Origin of the sequence: Methanolobus sp. ZRKC3 (genome assembly GCF_045291275.1) — an archaeon.
Classification (GTDB): Archaea; Halobacteriota; Methanosarcinia; order Methanosarcinales; family Methanosarcinaceae; genus Methanolobus.
The window spans coordinates 1,139,783-1,155,532 of record NZ_CP146982.1 but is presented as its reverse complement, the minus strand read 5'-3'; the positions used below and the strand labels follow the sequence as shown (position 1 = coordinate 1,155,532).

The window sequence follows — 15,750 nt, the reverse complement described above, 5'->3', positions numbered from 1 at the left end:
TATTTATTAGGCTAGACTATAAAATGTATTGTTATTATATAGATGTTTGCATGCCTACAAACTTTAGCTCCATTAATATCACTACACTCGCCAGACATTGCATGGACAGTCGCAGGTTGTTTAAACAAATAATTAAAAAGAAAAAGTATGTCAATAATCTCAAAATACAACCGTTTCTCCTATGTCTATGATCTCATGGAGCTGCCCATTGAGCTCATATGGTACAGTAAATGGAGAAAAGAACTATTTTCAAATCTTTCAGGCCGAGTACTTGAAGTAGGTGTCGGGACCGGCAAGAACATAAAATACTATCCCAAAAACTGTGAGGTTGTAGGGATGGATATAAGCGACAGGATGTTGAAGCACGCAAAGAAAAGAGCAGTTGGGAAGGAAAATGTTTCTCTCTTCCTTATGGATGCGGAACATCTTGCTTTTAAGAATGATTCTTTTGATCACGTAGTAACAACCTTTGTACTCTGCTCCATACCCGAACCCGTAACTGCGCTCGAGGAAATGGAACGTGTCTGCAAACCTGAAGGTATGGTAATAAATCTCGAACACATGAAAAGTGAGAATCGGCTAATAGCCTTTTTTGAAGACCTTTTCAATCCTATTACCACAGCACTTACCGGGGTAAACATCAATCGCGAAACGGTCAAAAATGTGAAAAAAGCGGGCCTTAAAGTGATTGAAGAAAAGAATATTGCTATGCTGGATGTTTTCAGGCGTATTCGGTCGAAGCCATAAACTGTTCTCTTAAACCAAGTTTATATTCTACTAGTTGTATTAGTTTTTAGTCAAAATAAACGGAGCAGCCCATATGAAAATGAAAATAGTAAAATGCAGCGATGTAGGAATCAGCAATTGCGATTATATAGCACTTGGAAATGACCTTGGTGAAGTTGAACAGAATATGCTTGATCATATTGAAAATGAACATAAGTCCCTCCTTGAAAGCATGACCGGGGATGAGGCTCATCTGCTTAAGCACAGGGTATCTACGTTCCTGGGTAGGAGTTGTGGCTGCGGGCGTGTTCATGTACTCTGAATAAGTATGATGATTTTTTGATTCTGACAGGGTTTGCATGATCTGCGGATAGTTATTGCAATACCGATATCACTATTTTTCAAAGTTTATGATTAATTGTACCTGTCTATTTTACTAGCATTGTATTAATATAGATTGAACTTCCAATAATTATATATTATAGAGGATGCAAGGGGTGTGGCATCCTGACCGCTATGTTTGGCTATTTATTTGCTGTACTTTAAGCAAGAACAATCTGAACATTGTCGGAGAATGAGAAATATACAAATCGGTGGGAGTTTTAATATGGACAAAATGAAGAAAGTTGGTCTTTTGGGAGCAGCAGCACTTATAGGTGCCGGGCTTGCAGCATTGTCAGAAGAAAAGATAAGGGAGTTTGTAAAAGAGAATGTTGATGTAGGCAAGATCAGCAAAGAGGAAGGCAAGATACTTGTTGATGACCTTGTCAGTGAGACAAAAAAACAGAGACTTAGCATTGAGAAGAATATCATCGAAAAGCTTCAAAGTTCAATAAAAATGGCCGACCAGGAGCTTGCAGACCTCTCGGATAAGATCGATGAGATGAAGATCAAAGAACTTGAGGGTGAGCTTGAAAGAATGAAGAGTTTGAGGAAAGCAAATAAATAAAAACTTTCCTTCTTTTTGATAGGGTTGATTGGGAGTTTACGATATTTGACTGATTAATATCTAACCAAATATCTTAGCCAGATCATCAATATCAAGTGTAACGTTGAATTTCTTGAGCTTGAAGAACTTCTTTGCCCTGTTATCGTTCTCTTCAAGTCGCAGGTCACTTTCCACAAATCCGGCTTTTTCGAGGCGTTTCAGATGCAATTGCACTACCTGGCGGGAAAGACTCAGGTCTTTTGCAAGCTCATATATATATCTCTCCCTTTCTGAAAGTAGATACAAAAGTTTTAACCTGACCGGATGGGATATAGCCTCTCCGATAGTCGTGATCTGCTGGAGTGTTTTTGTCATTTGTGAACCGGCCGTTTGAAGCACGTTTTTTCTTAACTCATTTATATTTCATCGAGTTTTTCTTTAATATCCTGAACCATCTTTTTGATATCTTCTACATCCTTCTCAACCCTTGCAAGACGTTCGTTGTTCCCTGACCCAACAAAGTTTGATCTGTTAAGAAGTGTGACTGCTACCCAGACGACTAGCAGTATAAGAATAATGTTTAAGAGCAAACCCCAAATGGACCCCGTGGCTCCGTAATAGTCATAATGCATCATTTTGCTTACCTACCATCGATTATTGTTACTTAAAAGAGATTATGGGGAGGTCTGTATTAGTAATTAATCCCTCCCATTATCAATTATTGATGAAGGTGCTATTAGTATCTATAGCCAGCTCCGCCACAACCGCCACCGTATCCGTTGCCACCACGCATGTAACGGCCATTTTGGCGGGATTGTTGTCCCTGATATGCAGGTTCGTAAAAGTCCTCTACAACTTCACCTGTGAATGCATCGATGCGACTCTGCTTGATAACTCCTTCATCATCGGTGTAGCTGAACACCCACCATCTTCCCATCTGGTAGACGTTGTTTTCGGAGATATCCTGACCTGTTGCATCTTCTGCTATCTTGACTGCTTCTTCTACTGTTTCAACTTCAAGCTCTATGGATGTGGTAGTTATGTCCCCATCATTTGCATAGTAACCGAAACCAGGACAGTATCCAGAACCATATCCTCCAAAGGCTCTCATTTGATTGCCTGCCCATATGTACATTGGTCCGAAGACTGCTGTATTATCTGTATCCTCAGCTGCCGCATTGACAATTCCGACACCTACCATAGTTGCCATCAGCATGCCTGCAAGGAGTATTACTGCTATTTTTTTCATCATTGACACCTTTTGTATTTAGCAGGCTGAACATCATCCTGCATATGTAGTCTATACACTACATATGTATGATGTCCATGTATTTAAATATGTTGTAAAACTTCCATTTTTTGAGTTTAATAGCAGCACGCGCAAGAAAATGATGCAATTTATAATCAATATCAATAGAACCGTTTCCCTGATTAATTTCCTATCTGCCGGTGTTTTTCAGCCCACCAGCCAACAAGAGGTGGTATCCAGCACAGGTTTGCAACAATAGTTTCAAGGGCAGTGAATGTCTGCGTGGTCGGGCTGAAACCCAATACACGTCCACTTAACAGTCCGATCGGCACAATAAGTATTACTGCCAGACTTGCAAGCATAACAGGATGGTGGATGTATCTTTTAACAGCAGCGTCCCATGATCCTTCTTTTCTCTTCAAAAACAGCATACCTGATATGTTAGCTCCTATCTGGTCACTGAGGGCGTAGAAATAGGGAATATAGAAACCTTCAATACCGTAAACATCCACTCCGGCAAGTCTGCTGCCAAGGTCGATTATCCAGGGAATTGCAATACCAAAGAGTTTGCCCCATCCATATGCCTCTGCCATGGTTCCGCTGGCATTTTTGAATCGCTGCCTGATTGAGTATATTCCCTCAAAGATGCTTTCCCCTTCTCCTGCAAGGGTTCGTACCAGCCATTGACCGATGGGGCTGCGCTGATAACCCTGAATATCCAGCACTACACCAACTATCAATCCTATGATATAACCGGGAATGGTGTATTTGATGATTTCAGAGAATTCTTCAGTCTCGAATTCCTCTTCTTCTTCTACGCTATCTTCCACATAAGATTGTATTTTGGTTTTTGTATAAGAATATCGTGTTTTAAAAAATGAGGATGCTTAACTTAAAATCAGAAAAAGAAAAAAGATGGGATCAGAATATATCTTTGATCCCCGTGACCTTCTCACCTTTGGCACTTAAAACCACAGCTTTGAAGTTCTTGAATTTAGGAACACCTGTTCCATTTGTTTCATCAGATACGAGGGCATTGGACCAGGGACTGTTAACCATATAGGCAACTCCTTCATGTGCTTCTTCGTATCCGGATGCCTGGGCTGTTACAACAACCTTTTCAGCACCGTTTTTGACAATGACAGTCTCTCCATCTTTGATAGAGAGCTTTGAGAAGTCCTTTGGGTCAAGTTTGATAACAGCTGAAAGCTGCTCGTATTCCTCATCAAATCTCGATGCTTCAAGAGCGGAGTTCTGGAATACATCCCTGTATGTTACAATGGTCAGTTTTACCTCAGGTGCAGCGAGGAATTGTCCGAATCCCATTATATTGCCTCCATTATGCGTGTGAGTACCTCTTCATCTGAGAGTTTATCAGTCTCAACTATCTGTTTCAGCTCTATTTCCACACCGTCCATGCGTACGGCAGTGCCGCCGGATCCTATACCTCCCAATGCACAAGGGATAGTCACATTCGCCTTTGTGGATGTGAGATTCTGGCATGGGTCTATGTCGATGAGTGGGATGTTCGCAAGGTATCTTGCAACAGAGAGTGGCAGGCTCGAGAGTGGGTCGGAGCCGATGATAAGTGCTGCATCCACGGCTTTTTCCTTGAGTGCTTCAACAACGGAATATTCTGCTCCGTGTTTAGCTTCTCCTGTTTCACTGTCGAATTTGACCCTGTTGATGTAGCCGGTCTCTTCGAAGAGGTTCTGGTTGAAGCCTCTCATGTTGTACTGTCCAACCATGGGTATGAGGTGGAAGTTTGAAACGGAGTTGAGCTTTTCCATCAATGCGAACAGAGGTTCAAGATCCTCAAGTGAATACACCATGCCAAGGCCTACGCATATTACGCCGAACTTGGCTTTCTTAAGTGTGTTTGAAAGCTCGAGAAGTCTTTTCTTATCGAAGTTAAAGGAGGTTTTAGGAACCTTGCTGGAAAGCCCGCTCACAAGAGCGTCTATGAATTCTGCATCCCCTTTAACGGGTATCTGGAAGAATCCTGTCTTTCCGGCTATCTCTGCAGTTTCAGATTTTCTGACATCAACCGCTATCAATGTGCGGTCCTCTTCCCATCCTCTCTGGCGTTCCTGTCCTCTTGGGAAATAGGAATATCTGGACATGTGCCTTGGGTGGGAGTTAGCTGGATCTGCTCCCCAGAATAAAATGACATCTGCCTTGTGTCTTACATCATCCAGGGTGCATGTCTTCAGTTTGTCCTGAAGGATTGCCTCAATTATAGGTCCCTGGCAGAATGAGGATGTATCATCGATGTATGCCCCCGTCTTTTTTGCGATCTCAATGGCTTTCTTCTGAGCCTCTGAGCTGGAATTTCCATGTCCGAAAATAAGTGGGTTCTTTGCATCCCTGAGGATAGCTGCAGCTTTTTCAATTGCAGTATCAACATCAGCAGATTCCTGCTCAACAGTGTACTCAAGCGGGTTGCTACCGCCTTTCATGCGTGCAACTCCCTTCATGCATGCAGAGTATATCTTTGTCAGTTCTTTTCCCTCGGTCTCAACCTCTATGTCATCGCATAGAAGGGCACAGCCGGGGCATACATAGTAATCATCAGTCAATTAAATCACCACAGATAATATATTGATTTTCCGCTTCAGACAAATTCTATAGCCTTTGTGGGGCAGGTGTCTATACAGGCTACACAGAGGATCTTGTTCTCGCCGAAACGGCGACATTCCTGAACATTATTTGCTGTTACAACACCGTCTACGACCTTGAATATAACTTTGTCAGTCGTAGGTGCTTTGCCACTACCAGCACCATGGGGGTCGGCAGCCACATCAACCGGGCATGCAACGACACAATTACCACAGCCTGTACATTTTTCAGCATGTACTATGAGTCCTGTTTCACTGACATTAGCAACAGAACTGAACATTTCCGAGAGTTTCTCGTAGTTTGCCTTGTATTTGTCTTCTTTTACAAGAGGTGGACAGTCATCAGCAGTCACCTTGCGGGCAAGCAGGTCAACGGCAAATGCCATGCATGTTGATTTGCCGCATTCTTTACAATTTGTTTTTGGAAGCAACTGGTATATTTCCATCACATTTGCCATGGTATCACCTTATTTTTGAGATTGAAATATTGTAATCAGCTCTCTTCTTTGAAGAATAGATTACAGTGGCAGCTGCCATCAGTTTCGACCTCGTCTTCATGATAGATGCATGGGCAGATTATCTTACGGTCCTCTTCCTCGTTGCCACTGATGATGCGGCATGGGCAGTACTGCTTACCATGCTCTTCCTTGTTTCTGGAAAGGCCTTCGATTACCAGTTGCAGCATTTCTTCATTGGGGTTGAGGACAAATCCCTTTTTCTTTGCATATCTTGATGCCCATTCATGCATTTTGTCCATTATTGGTGTAAGGTCGCTCATAGATAATCTCCGATAACTAGTAAAAAGTATGAGTTAATAATCTTGATATCATTATTTATCTATTTCCGCCCGATACGTACTTGGCTTGTAGGCAGAATATAAAAATGTCAAAAAAGTGAAATGGAATGAAAAAAGCAGGGTGCTTTCACACCCCGGAAGGTTGCTTATTTGAATTTTGTAGCTTCTGTAGGTTTTGGTGTCTTTGTAACAAGAACACGGAAAGTGCTGTCACTCTCGTTCATGATCCTGTGTGGGATATTTGCAGGACTGTCGATGAGCATATCTTTTGTAACTGTTTCCTGCTCGTCTCCGATCTCCACGATACCTTCGCCTTCCAGAACATAGAAGAACACATCAACAGGTGTAGTGTGTGTTTTGAGTCCTTCACCAGGCTTTAACTCAATATGCATAACCTGTGCGTGCTCATTGTCATGAAGCTTGTTGACGCTAACTCCGTGAGGGTTCTTCTTTAACTCTGCTGTCTTGTAGCTTGTGATCTTCATATCTGTTACTCCCTTTATTCCTTACTGTTGTGTTAGTTGCCAAAAAAGTGGAGTTAAAGAAGGGTTTTGAGGTCTTCTTCAACTGTTGTGTTTGGCATGACGTTGAAATTCTCAACCAGTACGTTGAGGACATTTGGTGAGACAAATGCTGGCAGTGTTGGGCCGAGCATGATGTTCTTGACACCAAGGCTGAGCAGTGCGAGCAATACAAGGACTGCCTTCTGTTCGTACCATGCGATGTTGTATGATACTGGCAGGTCGTTGATGTCCTCGAGTCCGAAAGCCCCTGCAAGCGCCTGTGCGATGACTACCAGTGAATAGGAGTCATTACATTGTCCTGCATCAAGCAATCTTGGAATTCCACCGATGTCTCCCAGATCAAGTTTGTTGTAACGGTATTTAGCACATCCGGCTGTGAGGATGACGGTGTCCTTTGGAAGAGCTTCTGCAAAGTCTGTGTAGTAGCTTCTGTCCTTGTGTCTGCCGTCACATCCTGCCATGACTATGAATTTCTTGATCTGTCCGCCTTTTACAGCTTCGATGATCTTGTCAGCAACTGAGAGTGCAGATACATGTGCAAATCCGCCCATGATAGTGCCTTCTTCAATTTGTTCTGGTGCACTGCAGGTCTTTGCCTGTTCGATGATAGCTGAGAAGTCCTTTGCTCCGTTCTCTCCTGCATCGATGTACTTAACACCATCAAATCCGACAACACCTGTATTGTAGACCCTGTCAATGTAGGAGTCCTTTGGAGGTGTGATACAGTTTGTGGTCATGAGTATGGGGCCATTGAACGTCTCGAATTCCACGTTCTGCTTCCACCAAGAGCCACCGTAGTTTCCAAAGAAGTTATCGTACTTCTTGAATGCCGGATAGGAGTTTGCAGGGAGCATTTCACCGTGTGTGTAAACATCTACACCAGTGCCCTGTGTCTGCTCAAGGAGTTGCTCAAGGTCTTTAAGATCGTGACCGCTGATCAGGATGCCCGGCTTGTCTCCTACACCGATGTTGACTTCTGTTGGCTCAGGATTTCCGTAGGTTGTTGTGTTTGCCTTGTCAAGAAGGGCAAGTGTTGCAACACCCTTTGCTCCACATTCCAGTACCATTGGAACGAGCTCGTCAACACCAAGGCTGTCATCCATTGTTGCCAGAAGTGCCCTTTCTGTGAATTCCATTACCTCATCATCCTTGTATCCGAGGACGTTTGCATGGTGAGCGTAAGCTGCCATTCCCTTAAGTCCGTAGATCATAAGTTCCCTGAGGGAGCGGATGTCTTCATTCTCTGTTGCAAGGATACTTGTGTTGATGTTTGCGATGGTATCTGCTGTTACCTTTGCCATAACAGGAATCTCTTCGCCTGCATTTGGGCTTGCGCCAAGGAGTTTTTCCTTGATCCATCTTGGGAAGGATGAGCCTGAATTTTCATTGATGACCTTTGCATCCAGAAGCTTCTTCTTGATGTCGTCCTTTACCTTGAAGCCTTCATTTATGTGCTTTTTAATGTCAGTACCACTGAAGTTGGTATTTGTGACTGTTGCAAAAAGTCCGTTGATGATGTACTCATCGGTCTTTGCATCGTTGAGATTGTTTGCCCTTGCCTTTGCATTGTAGAATGCAACGCTCTTCAGAACATACATCAGATCATCCTGGAGGTCAGCAACCTCGCCTTTCTTTCCACAAGCACCATTCTTTGTACAGCCGCTTCCATTTATTGTTTCTTCACATTGGTAACAGAACATTTTACTCACCTTTGATTAACACGCTATCTTTAGGATACCAGTATATTGGAGATACTAGCATATATAGTGGGAAGTTTCCGATTGGATACCTGCAAATGAAGAATTTAAGTGCAAATACCTCCCAATTCCAGCGGTTGTTCGAACAATATGCAAAACTATATCTTTGTCTAAGTCATCATTCAATCCAAAAGGAGCCATTAATATGCGGATTGGAGTCTATATATGTCACTGCGGGCTAAATATTGCCCATGTTATCAATGTTGATTCACTTCGGGAGAAAGTGAGCGAGTTAGATGGCGTTGTACTGGCGAAGAACATACAGTTCATGTGTTCTGATTCAGGACAGGAATCCATCATCAAGGACATAAAGGAAAATGACCTTGACCGCGTATTAGTGGCTGCATGTTCTCCTCATCTGCATGAGCCAACTTTCAGGAGAGTGCTGACAAAGGCAGGCCTGAATCCTTACATGCTCGAGATGGCAAATATCCGTGAGCAGTGTTCCTGGGTACACATGGAAAATCCGCAAATGGCTACCCAGAAGGCATTCGACCTTGCTAAAATGGGTGTTGCAAGGCTGAAATTGCTCAATCCCCTGCAGATCAAGAAAGTCCCTATCACAAAAGATATACTCGTCATCGGTGGCGGAGTTGCCGGTATCGAAGCTTCACTCACACTTGCAAATTCAGGTTATCATGTTTACATGGTGGAAAAGGAACCAACCATCGGCGGCAAAATGGCTCTGCTAAACGAGGTCTTCCCCACAAACGACTGCTCCATCTGTGTACTTGCTCCCAAGATGACAGACGTGCACAATCACGAGAACATTGACCTTTTCACAATGGCAGAGGTCAGTGAGGTCACAGGTTCTGTGGGTAATTTCCAGGTGAAGGTCGCACAGCATCCCAGATACGTGGATGCGGACAAATGTAAGGGCTGTGTTGAAGAATGCGGCGGTGTATGTCCTGTGGAGATACCATCGAAGTTTGATTTCGGACTTGGCAAGACAAAAGCAATCAACCTGCCTATCCCACAGGCTGTCCCGCAATCCGTGTATATCGACAGTGAATTCTGCGTAGGCTGTGGTCTTTGCCAGCAGGCATGTCCGGCAGATGCAGTGAACTACGAGCAGAAAGAAGAAACACTGGAATTCACTGTAGGTGCCATCATCGTTACAACAGGTTACGATTACTTCGATGCCAAGCGTAAACCGGAATATGGCTATGGTGTCTATCCCGATGTAGTCACCAATATGGAAATGGAGCGCCTGCTCAATGCTTCTGGTCCCACAAAAGGCAGAGTGCTTGTGCCTTCTACAAAGGAAGTGCCCCAGAAGGTCGCCTTCATCCAGTGTGTTGGCTCAAGGGATGAGAAGGTGGATAACCCCTATTGTTCAAGGGTCTGCTGCATGTCAAGCATGAAGAATGCGCAGCTGCTCAAGGAACGTTATCCAGATGTGGATATTACCATTCATTACATTGATATACGTGCATCCGGGGAGATGTACGAGGAATACTACATACGCAGTCAGTCCATGGGAATTAATTTCATCCGTGGAAAGGTAGCGGAAACCATGCCTGACAGTAAGGGAAATCTCTTCCTGCGCTACGAGGATACCCTAAACAGTGAGATATGCGAAGAACCCTACGACCTTGTGGTGCTTGCCACAGGTATGGAAGCAACTCCTGATGCTGATCGTCTTTCAAGGTTGTTGAACCTCAGCAGGAGACCTGACCGTTTCTTTGCCATAGCCCATCCCAAGATGCGTCCGGTTGACTCCCATATTTCAGGTGTTTACATAGCAGGCTGTGCCTCTGGTCCTAAGGAAATTCAGGTTTCCATTGCACAGGGCAGTGCCACAGCCGCCAAGGCCATACAGCTTCTATCAAAGGGAGAACTTGAGACCGATCCTTTCAGTGCCCATGTTGAACCGGAAAAATGTATAGGATGCGGAATTTGTGAGGATGTCTGCCAGTTCAAGAAGATAACCATGGTCGACAAAAAGGCAGTGGTTGATGAAGTCTCATGTCTGGCATGTGGTGCATGTAGTGCATCCTGTCCAGTTGATGCCATATGTATGCGCAACAGTACCGATGCTCAGATAGTGGCTCAGATACATGCAGCCACAGAACAAAAATCAGAGTTCCCTCTTATCGTGGCGTTCCTCTGTAACTGGTGCAGCTATACCTGTGCTGACCTTGCAGGAACTTCAAGGATACAGTATCCTACAAACGCCAGGGTCATAAAGGTCATGTGTGCCGGCAGGGTAGACCCATCCTTTGTGCTCGAAGCGTTTGAAAGGGGTGCCGATGGTGTACTTGTGGCAGGATGCCGTCTTGGTGAATGTCATTACATCTTTGCCAATTACAATGCCAAGCAAAGAATGGAAGCATTGCAGGAGGTTCTTGAGGGCATAGGAATAGACCCTGGCAGACTCAAGACCGAGTGGATATCTGCTGCAGAAGGTGAAAGGTTCGCCAATTCCATGGAGAGTTTTGTAGATTACCTTGAGAAAATAGGACCCATAGGTTCCGAGCTCAAGGAGGATTCTGAATGAGTGACACAGAACAGGACGAATCTCTCACCGTCACAAAGGATATGGATATAGATGATTCCCATTTCATCTACAGGCAGATCACCGAGAAATCCGTAAAGTTCCTTGATTATGATTATAAGCGATGCGTGGGCTGTGGCATCTGTGTAGGTCTCTGTCCCACAAAAGCGCTTGAACTTGGACCCATGCAGGAAATATCCACAGGCCTTGATGCTCCTCCTGTTACAATGGACCTTGAGAAGTGTACCTTCTGTTCCATGTGCGCCAGCTTCTGTCCAGTGCATGCCTTTGTAATGACTGAAGAGGGTGAGTTCCCGGAGCATGAGAAATTCCCTGAATTTGACTCATATGTGGAGATGAACGAGAAGTGTGTTCCCTGCGCAATTTGCAAGGCCTCCTGCCCCGAAGATGCCATTGAGGTTGAGTTCACCTTCAAGAAAAAAGAGGAGATAGCACCCTTTGAGGAAGGCAAAGAGGGTGAGATAGAAATAGATACTGAGAAGTGCAATTTCTGTGGATTGTGCGCCGAATTCTGCGATGCCTTCCTGCTCATCGACAAGGACAAGACTCCCACTGATCCCACACCTTTTGAGCTATTGCTGGTTGACGAAGACAAATGTGATTACTGTGTGTTATGTCAGGATCTCTGTCCTGAGGATGCAATTACTGTCAAGGGAGAAAAAAGGGGTGAGGCCCCGGAGATTGAAGGCAATCTTACAATTGATGATAGTAAATGTACTCGCTGCACATGGTGTCAGGTGGTCTGTCCCTACGATGCGGTGGACATCAAGAAACCCTTTGATGGTGAAATAGTTCTCATTGATAGCAATATTGATAAATGCGACCCGCAGGGTTGTCACGGATGTTTCAATGTTTGTCCGTCTCATCTCTGGTACGTTTCGGAAGATGGTAAAATTGCCATGAAAGAGGATTACTGCACCTACTGCGGTGCCTGCGTCAATGCCTGTCCCATGGATATTATGCGTGTTGAACGCACCCAGGTCAGCCACACAAAGATACCTGATTCTCCCTGGGCTTCCCAGTGGAGAGATGCCATTGACTCCATGGTAACATCCAAAAGGAAATTCCCGGATATTTCAAGAACCATCGAGGTCGAACCTGAACCTGCAAAAGAACACGTTGAAGTTGAGAAGCCTGATATAGACTCATCCTTCCTCGAAGCTGCAAGAGAGCGTCTTGAAAAGGCTAAACCATTGCTCAGCAGTGCAAAATTCAGGAAGGTTGTTGAAAGCGATGAGCCGGAAAAGGTCAGTAAAGAGATAAAAAAGAAGCTGGCTTAATTTTCGATCATATCATGATAATCAATTGATCGGAATCATCGATAAAAAGGAAAAAGCTAAAGAATTAATGTATGAAGGCTGGAAAACCATTGCCTTCATAATGTTTTCTGTTTTGATCTGCTGACAATATTAATGGCTCTGTGCATATTTTTCAGCAATTATTGCCCTTTTGAGCCTGAACTGCACTTTCTGCTTGTCCCATTCATATTTCTCGCCCAGGAATTTGATGAGGCGCTTTTTCCCTCCTCCTTTTAGTTCGTTCCTGGTCATTAATTCCTCAATAAACTTTTTCTGCTGGTCCTTGTCAAGCTCCGGCATTTAGCATCCCTCCATAGAAATGGTGCTAACAACTCCTGTTGCTATGGGTAATTTCTTTGCGCTCAGTACCACGCTGTCAGGCATTTCCTCTACCCTGTATCGCATATTGATAGTACCGTTCTCGTTGCTCAGGGTCACCATGCCGCCCTTCTTGAGTCCGAGCTTCTTAACCGTATTCCTGTTGAGGAGTACGAAATCGTTATCATCGGTCTGGTTGAACCACATGAACGGGTTGTACAGATACTTCAGTTCGTACATGCCTTCAGGTACTATATGTGCGACATTTTCGACTTCTATCATACTGTATTCAGGCTTACTTCCTGTATCTTTGATACTTTCAATCACCTGATCATGTAACTGTACATAGTCGAATTTGTCCCCTCCCAGTTTATCATTGAGCAGGGACATTGCATCGATACCTTCCACACCTGTACCACTGTTTTCCTGAAGCATTCCTTCAACACTGAGGAAAGTTCCGGCTTTCCTGTAAACAGGCTCAGTGGAAATAATCACATCAGCCAGTTTGGTAACAGGACTGTTCCTTGAACTTATCACAATGAGATTGTCAAGTTTTTTCAGTGTTTTAATGGCAGCTCCTGTGTCGGGTATGAGTTCTACAGGGTCGCTGTCAAGTGTTACCAGAGTTTTGATATTGCCAAGTTCTATACCTTCCATTATCTGTGAAAGGCTCATCTTCCTTACCTTTGCCTTTCCAAGACGGTTGCTACCTGCACTGTTTATGAAAGGTTTCATAAAGTGTATCTTTGCTCCTGTTCTCTGGGCAAGGTTTAGCAGTTGTTTCACTTGCTGGGCATCGGAATTTGGATGTACGTCTGCTATGATCAAAGAATCGCTGTCAAGTTCCAGTTCATCGTACTGCTCTGGTTTCAGATCTTTGTTCTCATCTGCAATGTGCAGGTGTTTTGTACCCACAGAAACAATGGATGCACCATTATTTTTGGCTGCAAGCAATCTCCTGACGATGAGTGGATACTGAACGTAGGGGTCCACGAAAAGCGCTATCCTTTTTGCCTTCTCCATATCAGCAAATGGCATACCTGCCATATATGGGTGACATTCAGGTGGCAGTTGTGAATAGACTGAAACGCCGGTCTGTACCGCAGTACCCAATGTCTCAGCAATTTTGGTGAATGCCATATGTTCTTCGTTGCTTGTGTTTCCCACTGAAAGCATGGCTACATTATCTGCATCCTTTAGTTTGAGGGCAGCAGCTTCAATAGCCACTTCCATGCTTGCATCTGAACCGGTCACTGTACTGTTGCTTTCTGAATAGTGATATGGTAATTTGATCCCGAACCTGCAAAGTTTTCCCAGGTTTGCAGGACTGCTTTTCATGAAATCAATACTTATCTTTCCTTCATCATGTTCCCTGATGTAAAGGCCGCAGCCTACTCCACATCCAGGGCAAATTGTCTGGTATACCATTTCTTTCATTTGAGCATCAACTCCAGGAAAGGTGGTCTTTCAAGGGTCATTCCCGCCTTATAATCACGTTTCTTCTGGGCAGGGTTTGCAAAGCGTCTGAATATAGTCGTTACGGGTATGTCCACAGGACAGACATCTGAACACTGTCCGCATCCGATACAACTGTCAGATAGATGGAGCAGGCGTACCATGTGATACATGCTCATCTTGTAGTTGTCTGCAAGACTATGGAACATCGTACATTTTGAATCCTCGCCGCATGCGCAGGAGGGGCAAACATCCTTACAGGCTCCGCAATCTATGCAGTCTGCAAACTGTTCCATATAATAGTTAATACGTTCCTGATCTGGTATTTCGGTGAATAGTTTTCCGCTCCACTTCTCTCCGAGCTTAAGCATTGCACCGTTTACCTTTTCTCTTATGGCTATTCCCTTCTCACTTGCGGGCTGAACCTCAATGAAACCTGATTCTATGGCATTCTCAAGCAGACGCACTCCCTTCTCATTCATAACTTCACAGAAGGTAGCAGTTCCTGCAAGTTCGCCTATAACGCCCCAGTTTCCACATGCAATGTCTGCACTGGTTGGTATCTTGACTTCGCAGTAGCGGCAGTTCTCACGTCTTCCATATCCAGCTTCTTCAAGATCGTCAATGGATATTGCCTTCTCTTCCCCGTCCTTTGTCTTGAAGATGAGTTTACCCTTCTCTATCTCCTCGCCTACGACATCCTCGGGGTCGATCTCATACATATTGATGAGCATTTCCTTGGTGAGTACAGGGTGCATACTTCCGCCACAATTGAGGCCAACTATGTATGTGTTGTCAATATCTACCTCATTGCGTTTTGCCTGCTCGATCACACCTCTTGCATCACATGGCTTGGCTGGCATGGCAACATTTTTGCCAACTGCGTACTTTGCCAGATTGACCGGAACTGCATGCATACTACCTGTTGATGCAAGCACTTCATTCACATCATCTGTGATTATTGGGATAGCTTCGTATTCGTTGATGTGCTTGAGCACTATCACACTTTCCACCAGTCCTTTTTCAAGGGCGGCAGCAAGTACGGCTGTAACCATACCACCTGAAGCTCCGCGGTTGCGAACCTCAGGATCGGTTGAATATCCAATAAGTTTGTCTCCGACTTCTACCATTTAGTTCACTCCCTCGGGTTTTAGCGGACTTGGTCCAAGTTCTCTGATCTGCTCTGTAACGTCCTTTATGAAAGTTGCAAACTTCTCTCCTTCACTGGCACTGATCCAGTTCAGCTGAAGTCTTTCAGGTTCAAGTCCAAGTTCATTCACCATGTCTTCCAGGAACTGGTGTCTGACCTGGGTCTTGTAGTTACCGTTAACATAATGGCAGTCACCAATGTGACATCCGGTTACCAGTACAGCATCTGCACCTTCAAGGTATGCATTGAATACATGCAATGGGTCGATACGTCCTGAGCACATTACTCTGATAACCCTGACAGATGCAGGCTGCTGGAATCTTCCCATGCCTGCTGTATCCGCTCCGCCATAACTGCACCAGTTACAGCAGAATGCAACTATCTTCGGTTCCCATTCATTATTTTCTGCCATT

Annotated in this window: 19 protein-coding genes; 5 read left to right on the top strand and 14 right to left on the bottom strand. The window is 44.4% G+C overall.

All coding sequences use genetic code 11. From position 1 onward, the window contains the following. Window positions 1-147 precede the first annotated feature (147 nt). The 3 genes from V7O66_RS05800 (at window position 148) to V7O66_RS05790 (ending at window position 1,675) form a co-directional block, all read left to right on the top strand. Window positions 148-747 carry a class I SAM-dependent methyltransferase gene (locus V7O66_RS05800; protein WP_406662094.1) on the top strand — a complete coding sequence of 200 codons (600 nt, stop codon included), beginning with the start codon at window positions 148-150 and terminating at the stop codon, window positions 745-747. Between the two features lie 73 nt (window positions 748-820). Further along, on the top strand, window positions 821-1,048 hold the full coding sequence (locus V7O66_RS05795; RefSeq protein ID WP_406662092.1) for a DUF1059 domain-containing protein: 228 nt from the start codon (window positions 821-823) through the stop codon (window positions 1,046-1,048). 285 nt (window positions 1,049-1,333) lie between these two features. Further along, on the top strand, window positions 1,334-1,675 hold the full coding sequence (locus tag V7O66_RS05790; RefSeq protein ID WP_406662091.1) for a hypothetical protein: 342 nt from the start codon (window positions 1,334-1,336) through the stop codon (window positions 1,673-1,675). A gap of 60 nt (window positions 1,676-1,735) precedes the next feature. Here V7O66_RS05790 and V7O66_RS05785 read toward each other — a convergent pair whose 3' ends face one another. The 10 genes from V7O66_RS05785 to hcp form a co-directional block, all read right to left on the bottom strand. After that, window positions 1,736-2,029, bottom strand: a complete 294-nt coding sequence (locus V7O66_RS05785; RefSeq protein WP_406662089.1) for an ArsR/SmtB family transcription factor — start codon at window positions 2,027-2,029, stop codon at window positions 1,736-1,738. Between the two features lie 41 nt (window positions 2,030-2,070). Further along, complete coding sequence (locus V7O66_RS05780; RefSeq protein ID WP_406662087.1) at window positions 2,071-2,289, bottom strand: hypothetical protein; 219 nt, start codon at window positions 2,287-2,289, stop codon at window positions 2,071-2,073. 101 nt (window positions 2,290-2,390) lie between these two features. Next, window positions 2,391-2,903 carry a hypothetical protein gene (locus tag V7O66_RS05775; RefSeq protein WP_406662085.1) on the bottom strand — a complete coding sequence of 171 codons (513 nt, stop codon included), beginning with the start codon at window positions 2,901-2,903 and terminating at the stop codon, window positions 2,391-2,393. Window positions 2,904-3,085: 182 nt separating this feature from the next. Further along, window positions 3,086-3,733: a hypothetical protein gene (locus tag V7O66_RS05770; protein WP_406662083.1), complete on the bottom strand. Its 648-nt coding sequence runs from the start codon at window positions 3,731-3,733 to the stop codon at window positions 3,086-3,088. Between the two features lie 91 nt (window positions 3,734-3,824). After that, window positions 3,825-4,229, bottom strand: coding sequence for a molybdopterin dinucleotide binding domain-containing protein (locus V7O66_RS05765; protein ID WP_406662081.1), 405 nt, complete (start codon window positions 4,227-4,229; stop codon window positions 3,825-3,827). Beyond that, the gene (locus V7O66_RS05760; RefSeq protein ID WP_406662079.1) at window positions 4,229-5,482 is read right to left on the bottom strand and encodes a formylmethanofuran dehydrogenase subunit B; all 1,254 of its coding nucleotides are present in this window, start codon (window positions 5,480-5,482) and stop codon (window positions 4,229-4,231) included. Before V7O66_RS05760 ends, V7O66_RS05765 begins: the two co-directional genes overlap by 1 nt. Before the next feature lie 35 nt (window positions 5,483-5,517). Beyond that, complete coding sequence (locus V7O66_RS05755; RefSeq protein WP_406662077.1) at window positions 5,518-5,979, bottom strand: (Fe-S)-binding protein; 462 nt, start codon at window positions 5,977-5,979, stop codon at window positions 5,518-5,520. A 35-nt stretch (window positions 5,980-6,014) separates the two neighbouring features. After that, the gene (locus V7O66_RS05750; RefSeq protein ID WP_406662075.1) at window positions 6,015-6,299 is read right to left on the bottom strand and encodes a ferredoxin-thioredoxin reductase catalytic domain-containing protein; all 285 of its coding nucleotides are present in this window, start codon (window positions 6,297-6,299) and stop codon (window positions 6,015-6,017) included. A 164-nt stretch (window positions 6,300-6,463) separates the two neighbouring features. Next, window positions 6,464-6,802, bottom strand: coding sequence for a cupin domain-containing protein (locus V7O66_RS05745; protein ID WP_406662073.1), 339 nt, complete (start codon window positions 6,800-6,802; stop codon window positions 6,464-6,466). A gap of 53 nt (window positions 6,803-6,855) precedes the next feature. Further along, the gene (hcp, locus tag V7O66_RS05740; protein ID WP_406662071.1) at window positions 6,856-8,541 is read right to left on the bottom strand and encodes a hydroxylamine reductase; all 1,686 of its coding nucleotides are present in this window, start codon (window positions 8,539-8,541) and stop codon (window positions 6,856-6,858) included. Between the two features lie 202 nt (window positions 8,542-8,743). On the opposite strand from hcp, the gene hdrA2 reads away from it, so the two are divergent. Beyond that, complete coding sequence (hdrA2, locus tag V7O66_RS05735) at window positions 8,744-11,098, top strand: CoB-CoM heterodisulfide reductase HdrA2 (protein WP_406662069.1); 2,355 nt, start codon at window positions 8,744-8,746, stop codon at window positions 11,096-11,098. Next, window positions 11,095-12,396: a 4Fe-4S binding protein gene (locus tag V7O66_RS05730; RefSeq protein WP_406662067.1), complete on the top strand. Its 1,302-nt coding sequence runs from the start codon at window positions 11,095-11,097 to the stop codon at window positions 12,394-12,396. The genes hdrA2 and V7O66_RS05730 overlap by 4 nt, the downstream gene beginning before the upstream one ends. A 129-nt stretch (window positions 12,397-12,525) precedes the next feature. Here the strand turns inward: V7O66_RS05730 and V7O66_RS05725 are convergent, their stop codons facing one another. From V7O66_RS05725 to V7O66_RS05710, 4 genes are read right to left on the bottom strand one after another with little or no spacing between them, the layout of a single operon-like run. After that, window positions 12,526-12,714 (bottom strand): hypothetical protein, encoded by a 189-nt coding sequence (locus V7O66_RS05725; protein WP_406662065.1) that lies wholly within the window; start codon window positions 12,712-12,714, stop codon window positions 12,526-12,528. Beyond that, the gene (locus V7O66_RS05720; RefSeq protein WP_406662063.1) at window positions 12,715-14,169 is read right to left on the bottom strand and encodes a molybdopterin-dependent oxidoreductase; all 1,455 of its coding nucleotides are present in this window, start codon (window positions 14,167-14,169) and stop codon (window positions 12,715-12,717) included. Beyond that, window positions 14,166-15,317: a Coenzyme F420 hydrogenase/dehydrogenase, beta subunit C-terminal domain gene (locus V7O66_RS05715; RefSeq protein ID WP_406662061.1), complete on the bottom strand. Its 1,152-nt coding sequence runs from the start codon at window positions 15,315-15,317 to the stop codon at window positions 14,166-14,168. Before V7O66_RS05715 ends, V7O66_RS05720 begins: the two co-directional genes overlap by 4 nt. Next, entirely contained in the window at window positions 15,318-15,749 is a 432-nt protein-coding gene (locus V7O66_RS05710; RefSeq protein ID WP_406662059.1) for a hydrogenase iron-sulfur subunit, read from the bottom strand. It abuts the gene before it with no gap. Window position 15,750 lies beyond the last annotated feature (1 nt).

Bases quoted from the DNA above. Each gene is read 5' to 3' on its own strand.
- V7O66_RS05720 (WP_406662063.1), bottom strand. From the start codon at position 14,169: ATGAAAGAAATGGTATACCAGACAATTTGCCCTGGATGTGGAGTAGGC.
- V7O66_RS05755 (WP_406662077.1), bottom strand. From the start codon at position 5,979: ATGGCAAATGTGATGGAAATATACCAGTTGCTTCCAAAAACAAATTGT.
- V7O66_RS05800 (WP_406662094.1), top strand. From the start codon at position 148: ATGTCAATAATCTCAAAATACAACCGTTTCTCCTATGTCTATGATCTC.
- V7O66_RS05775 (WP_406662085.1), bottom strand. From the start codon at position 2,903: ATGAAAAAAATAGCAGTAATACTCCTTGCAGGCATGCTGATGGCAACT.
- V7O66_RS05790 (WP_406662091.1), top strand. From the start codon at position 1,334: ATGGACAAAATGAAGAAAGTTGGTCTTTTGGGAGCAGCAGCACTTATA.
- V7O66_RS05750 (WP_406662075.1), bottom strand. From the start codon at position 6,299: ATGAGCGACCTTACACCAATAATGGACAAAATGCATGAATGGGCATCA.
- V7O66_RS05725 (WP_406662065.1), bottom strand. From the start codon at position 12,714: ATGCCGGAGCTTGACAAGGACCAGCAGAAAAAGTTTATTGAGGAATTA.
- V7O66_RS05795 (WP_406662092.1), top strand. From the start codon at position 821: ATGAAAATGAAAATAGTAAAATGCAGCGATGTAGGAATCAGCAATTGC.
- V7O66_RS05765 (WP_406662081.1), bottom strand. From the start codon at position 4,229: ATGGGATTCGGACAATTCCTCGCTGCACCTGAGGTAAAACTGACCATT.
- V7O66_RS05780 (WP_406662087.1), bottom strand. From the start codon at position 2,289: ATGATGCATTATGACTATTACGGAGCCACGGGGTCCATTTGGGGTTTG.
- V7O66_RS05745 (WP_406662073.1), bottom strand. From the start codon at position 6,802: ATGAAGATCACAAGCTACAAGACAGCAGAGTTAAAGAAGAACCCTCAC.
- V7O66_RS05785 (WP_406662089.1), bottom strand. From the start codon at position 2,029: ATGACAAAAACACTCCAGCAGATCACGACTATCGGAGAGGCTATATCC.
- hdrA2 (WP_406662069.1), top strand. From the start codon at position 8,744: ATGCGGATTGGAGTCTATATATGTCACTGCGGGCTAAATATTGCCCAT.
- V7O66_RS05710 (WP_406662059.1), bottom strand. From the start codon at position 15,749: ATGGCAGAAAATAATGAATGGGAACCGAAGATAGTTGCATTCTGCTGT.
- V7O66_RS05715 (WP_406662061.1), bottom strand. From the start codon at position 15,317: ATGGTAGAAGTCGGAGACAAACTTATTGGATATTCAACCGATCCTGAG.
- V7O66_RS05730 (WP_406662067.1), top strand. From the start codon at position 11,095: ATGAGTGACACAGAACAGGACGAATCTCTCACCGTCACAAAGGATATG.
- hcp (WP_406662071.1), bottom strand. From the start codon at position 8,541: ATGTTCTGTTACCAATGTGAAGAAACAATAAATGGAAGCGGCTGTACA.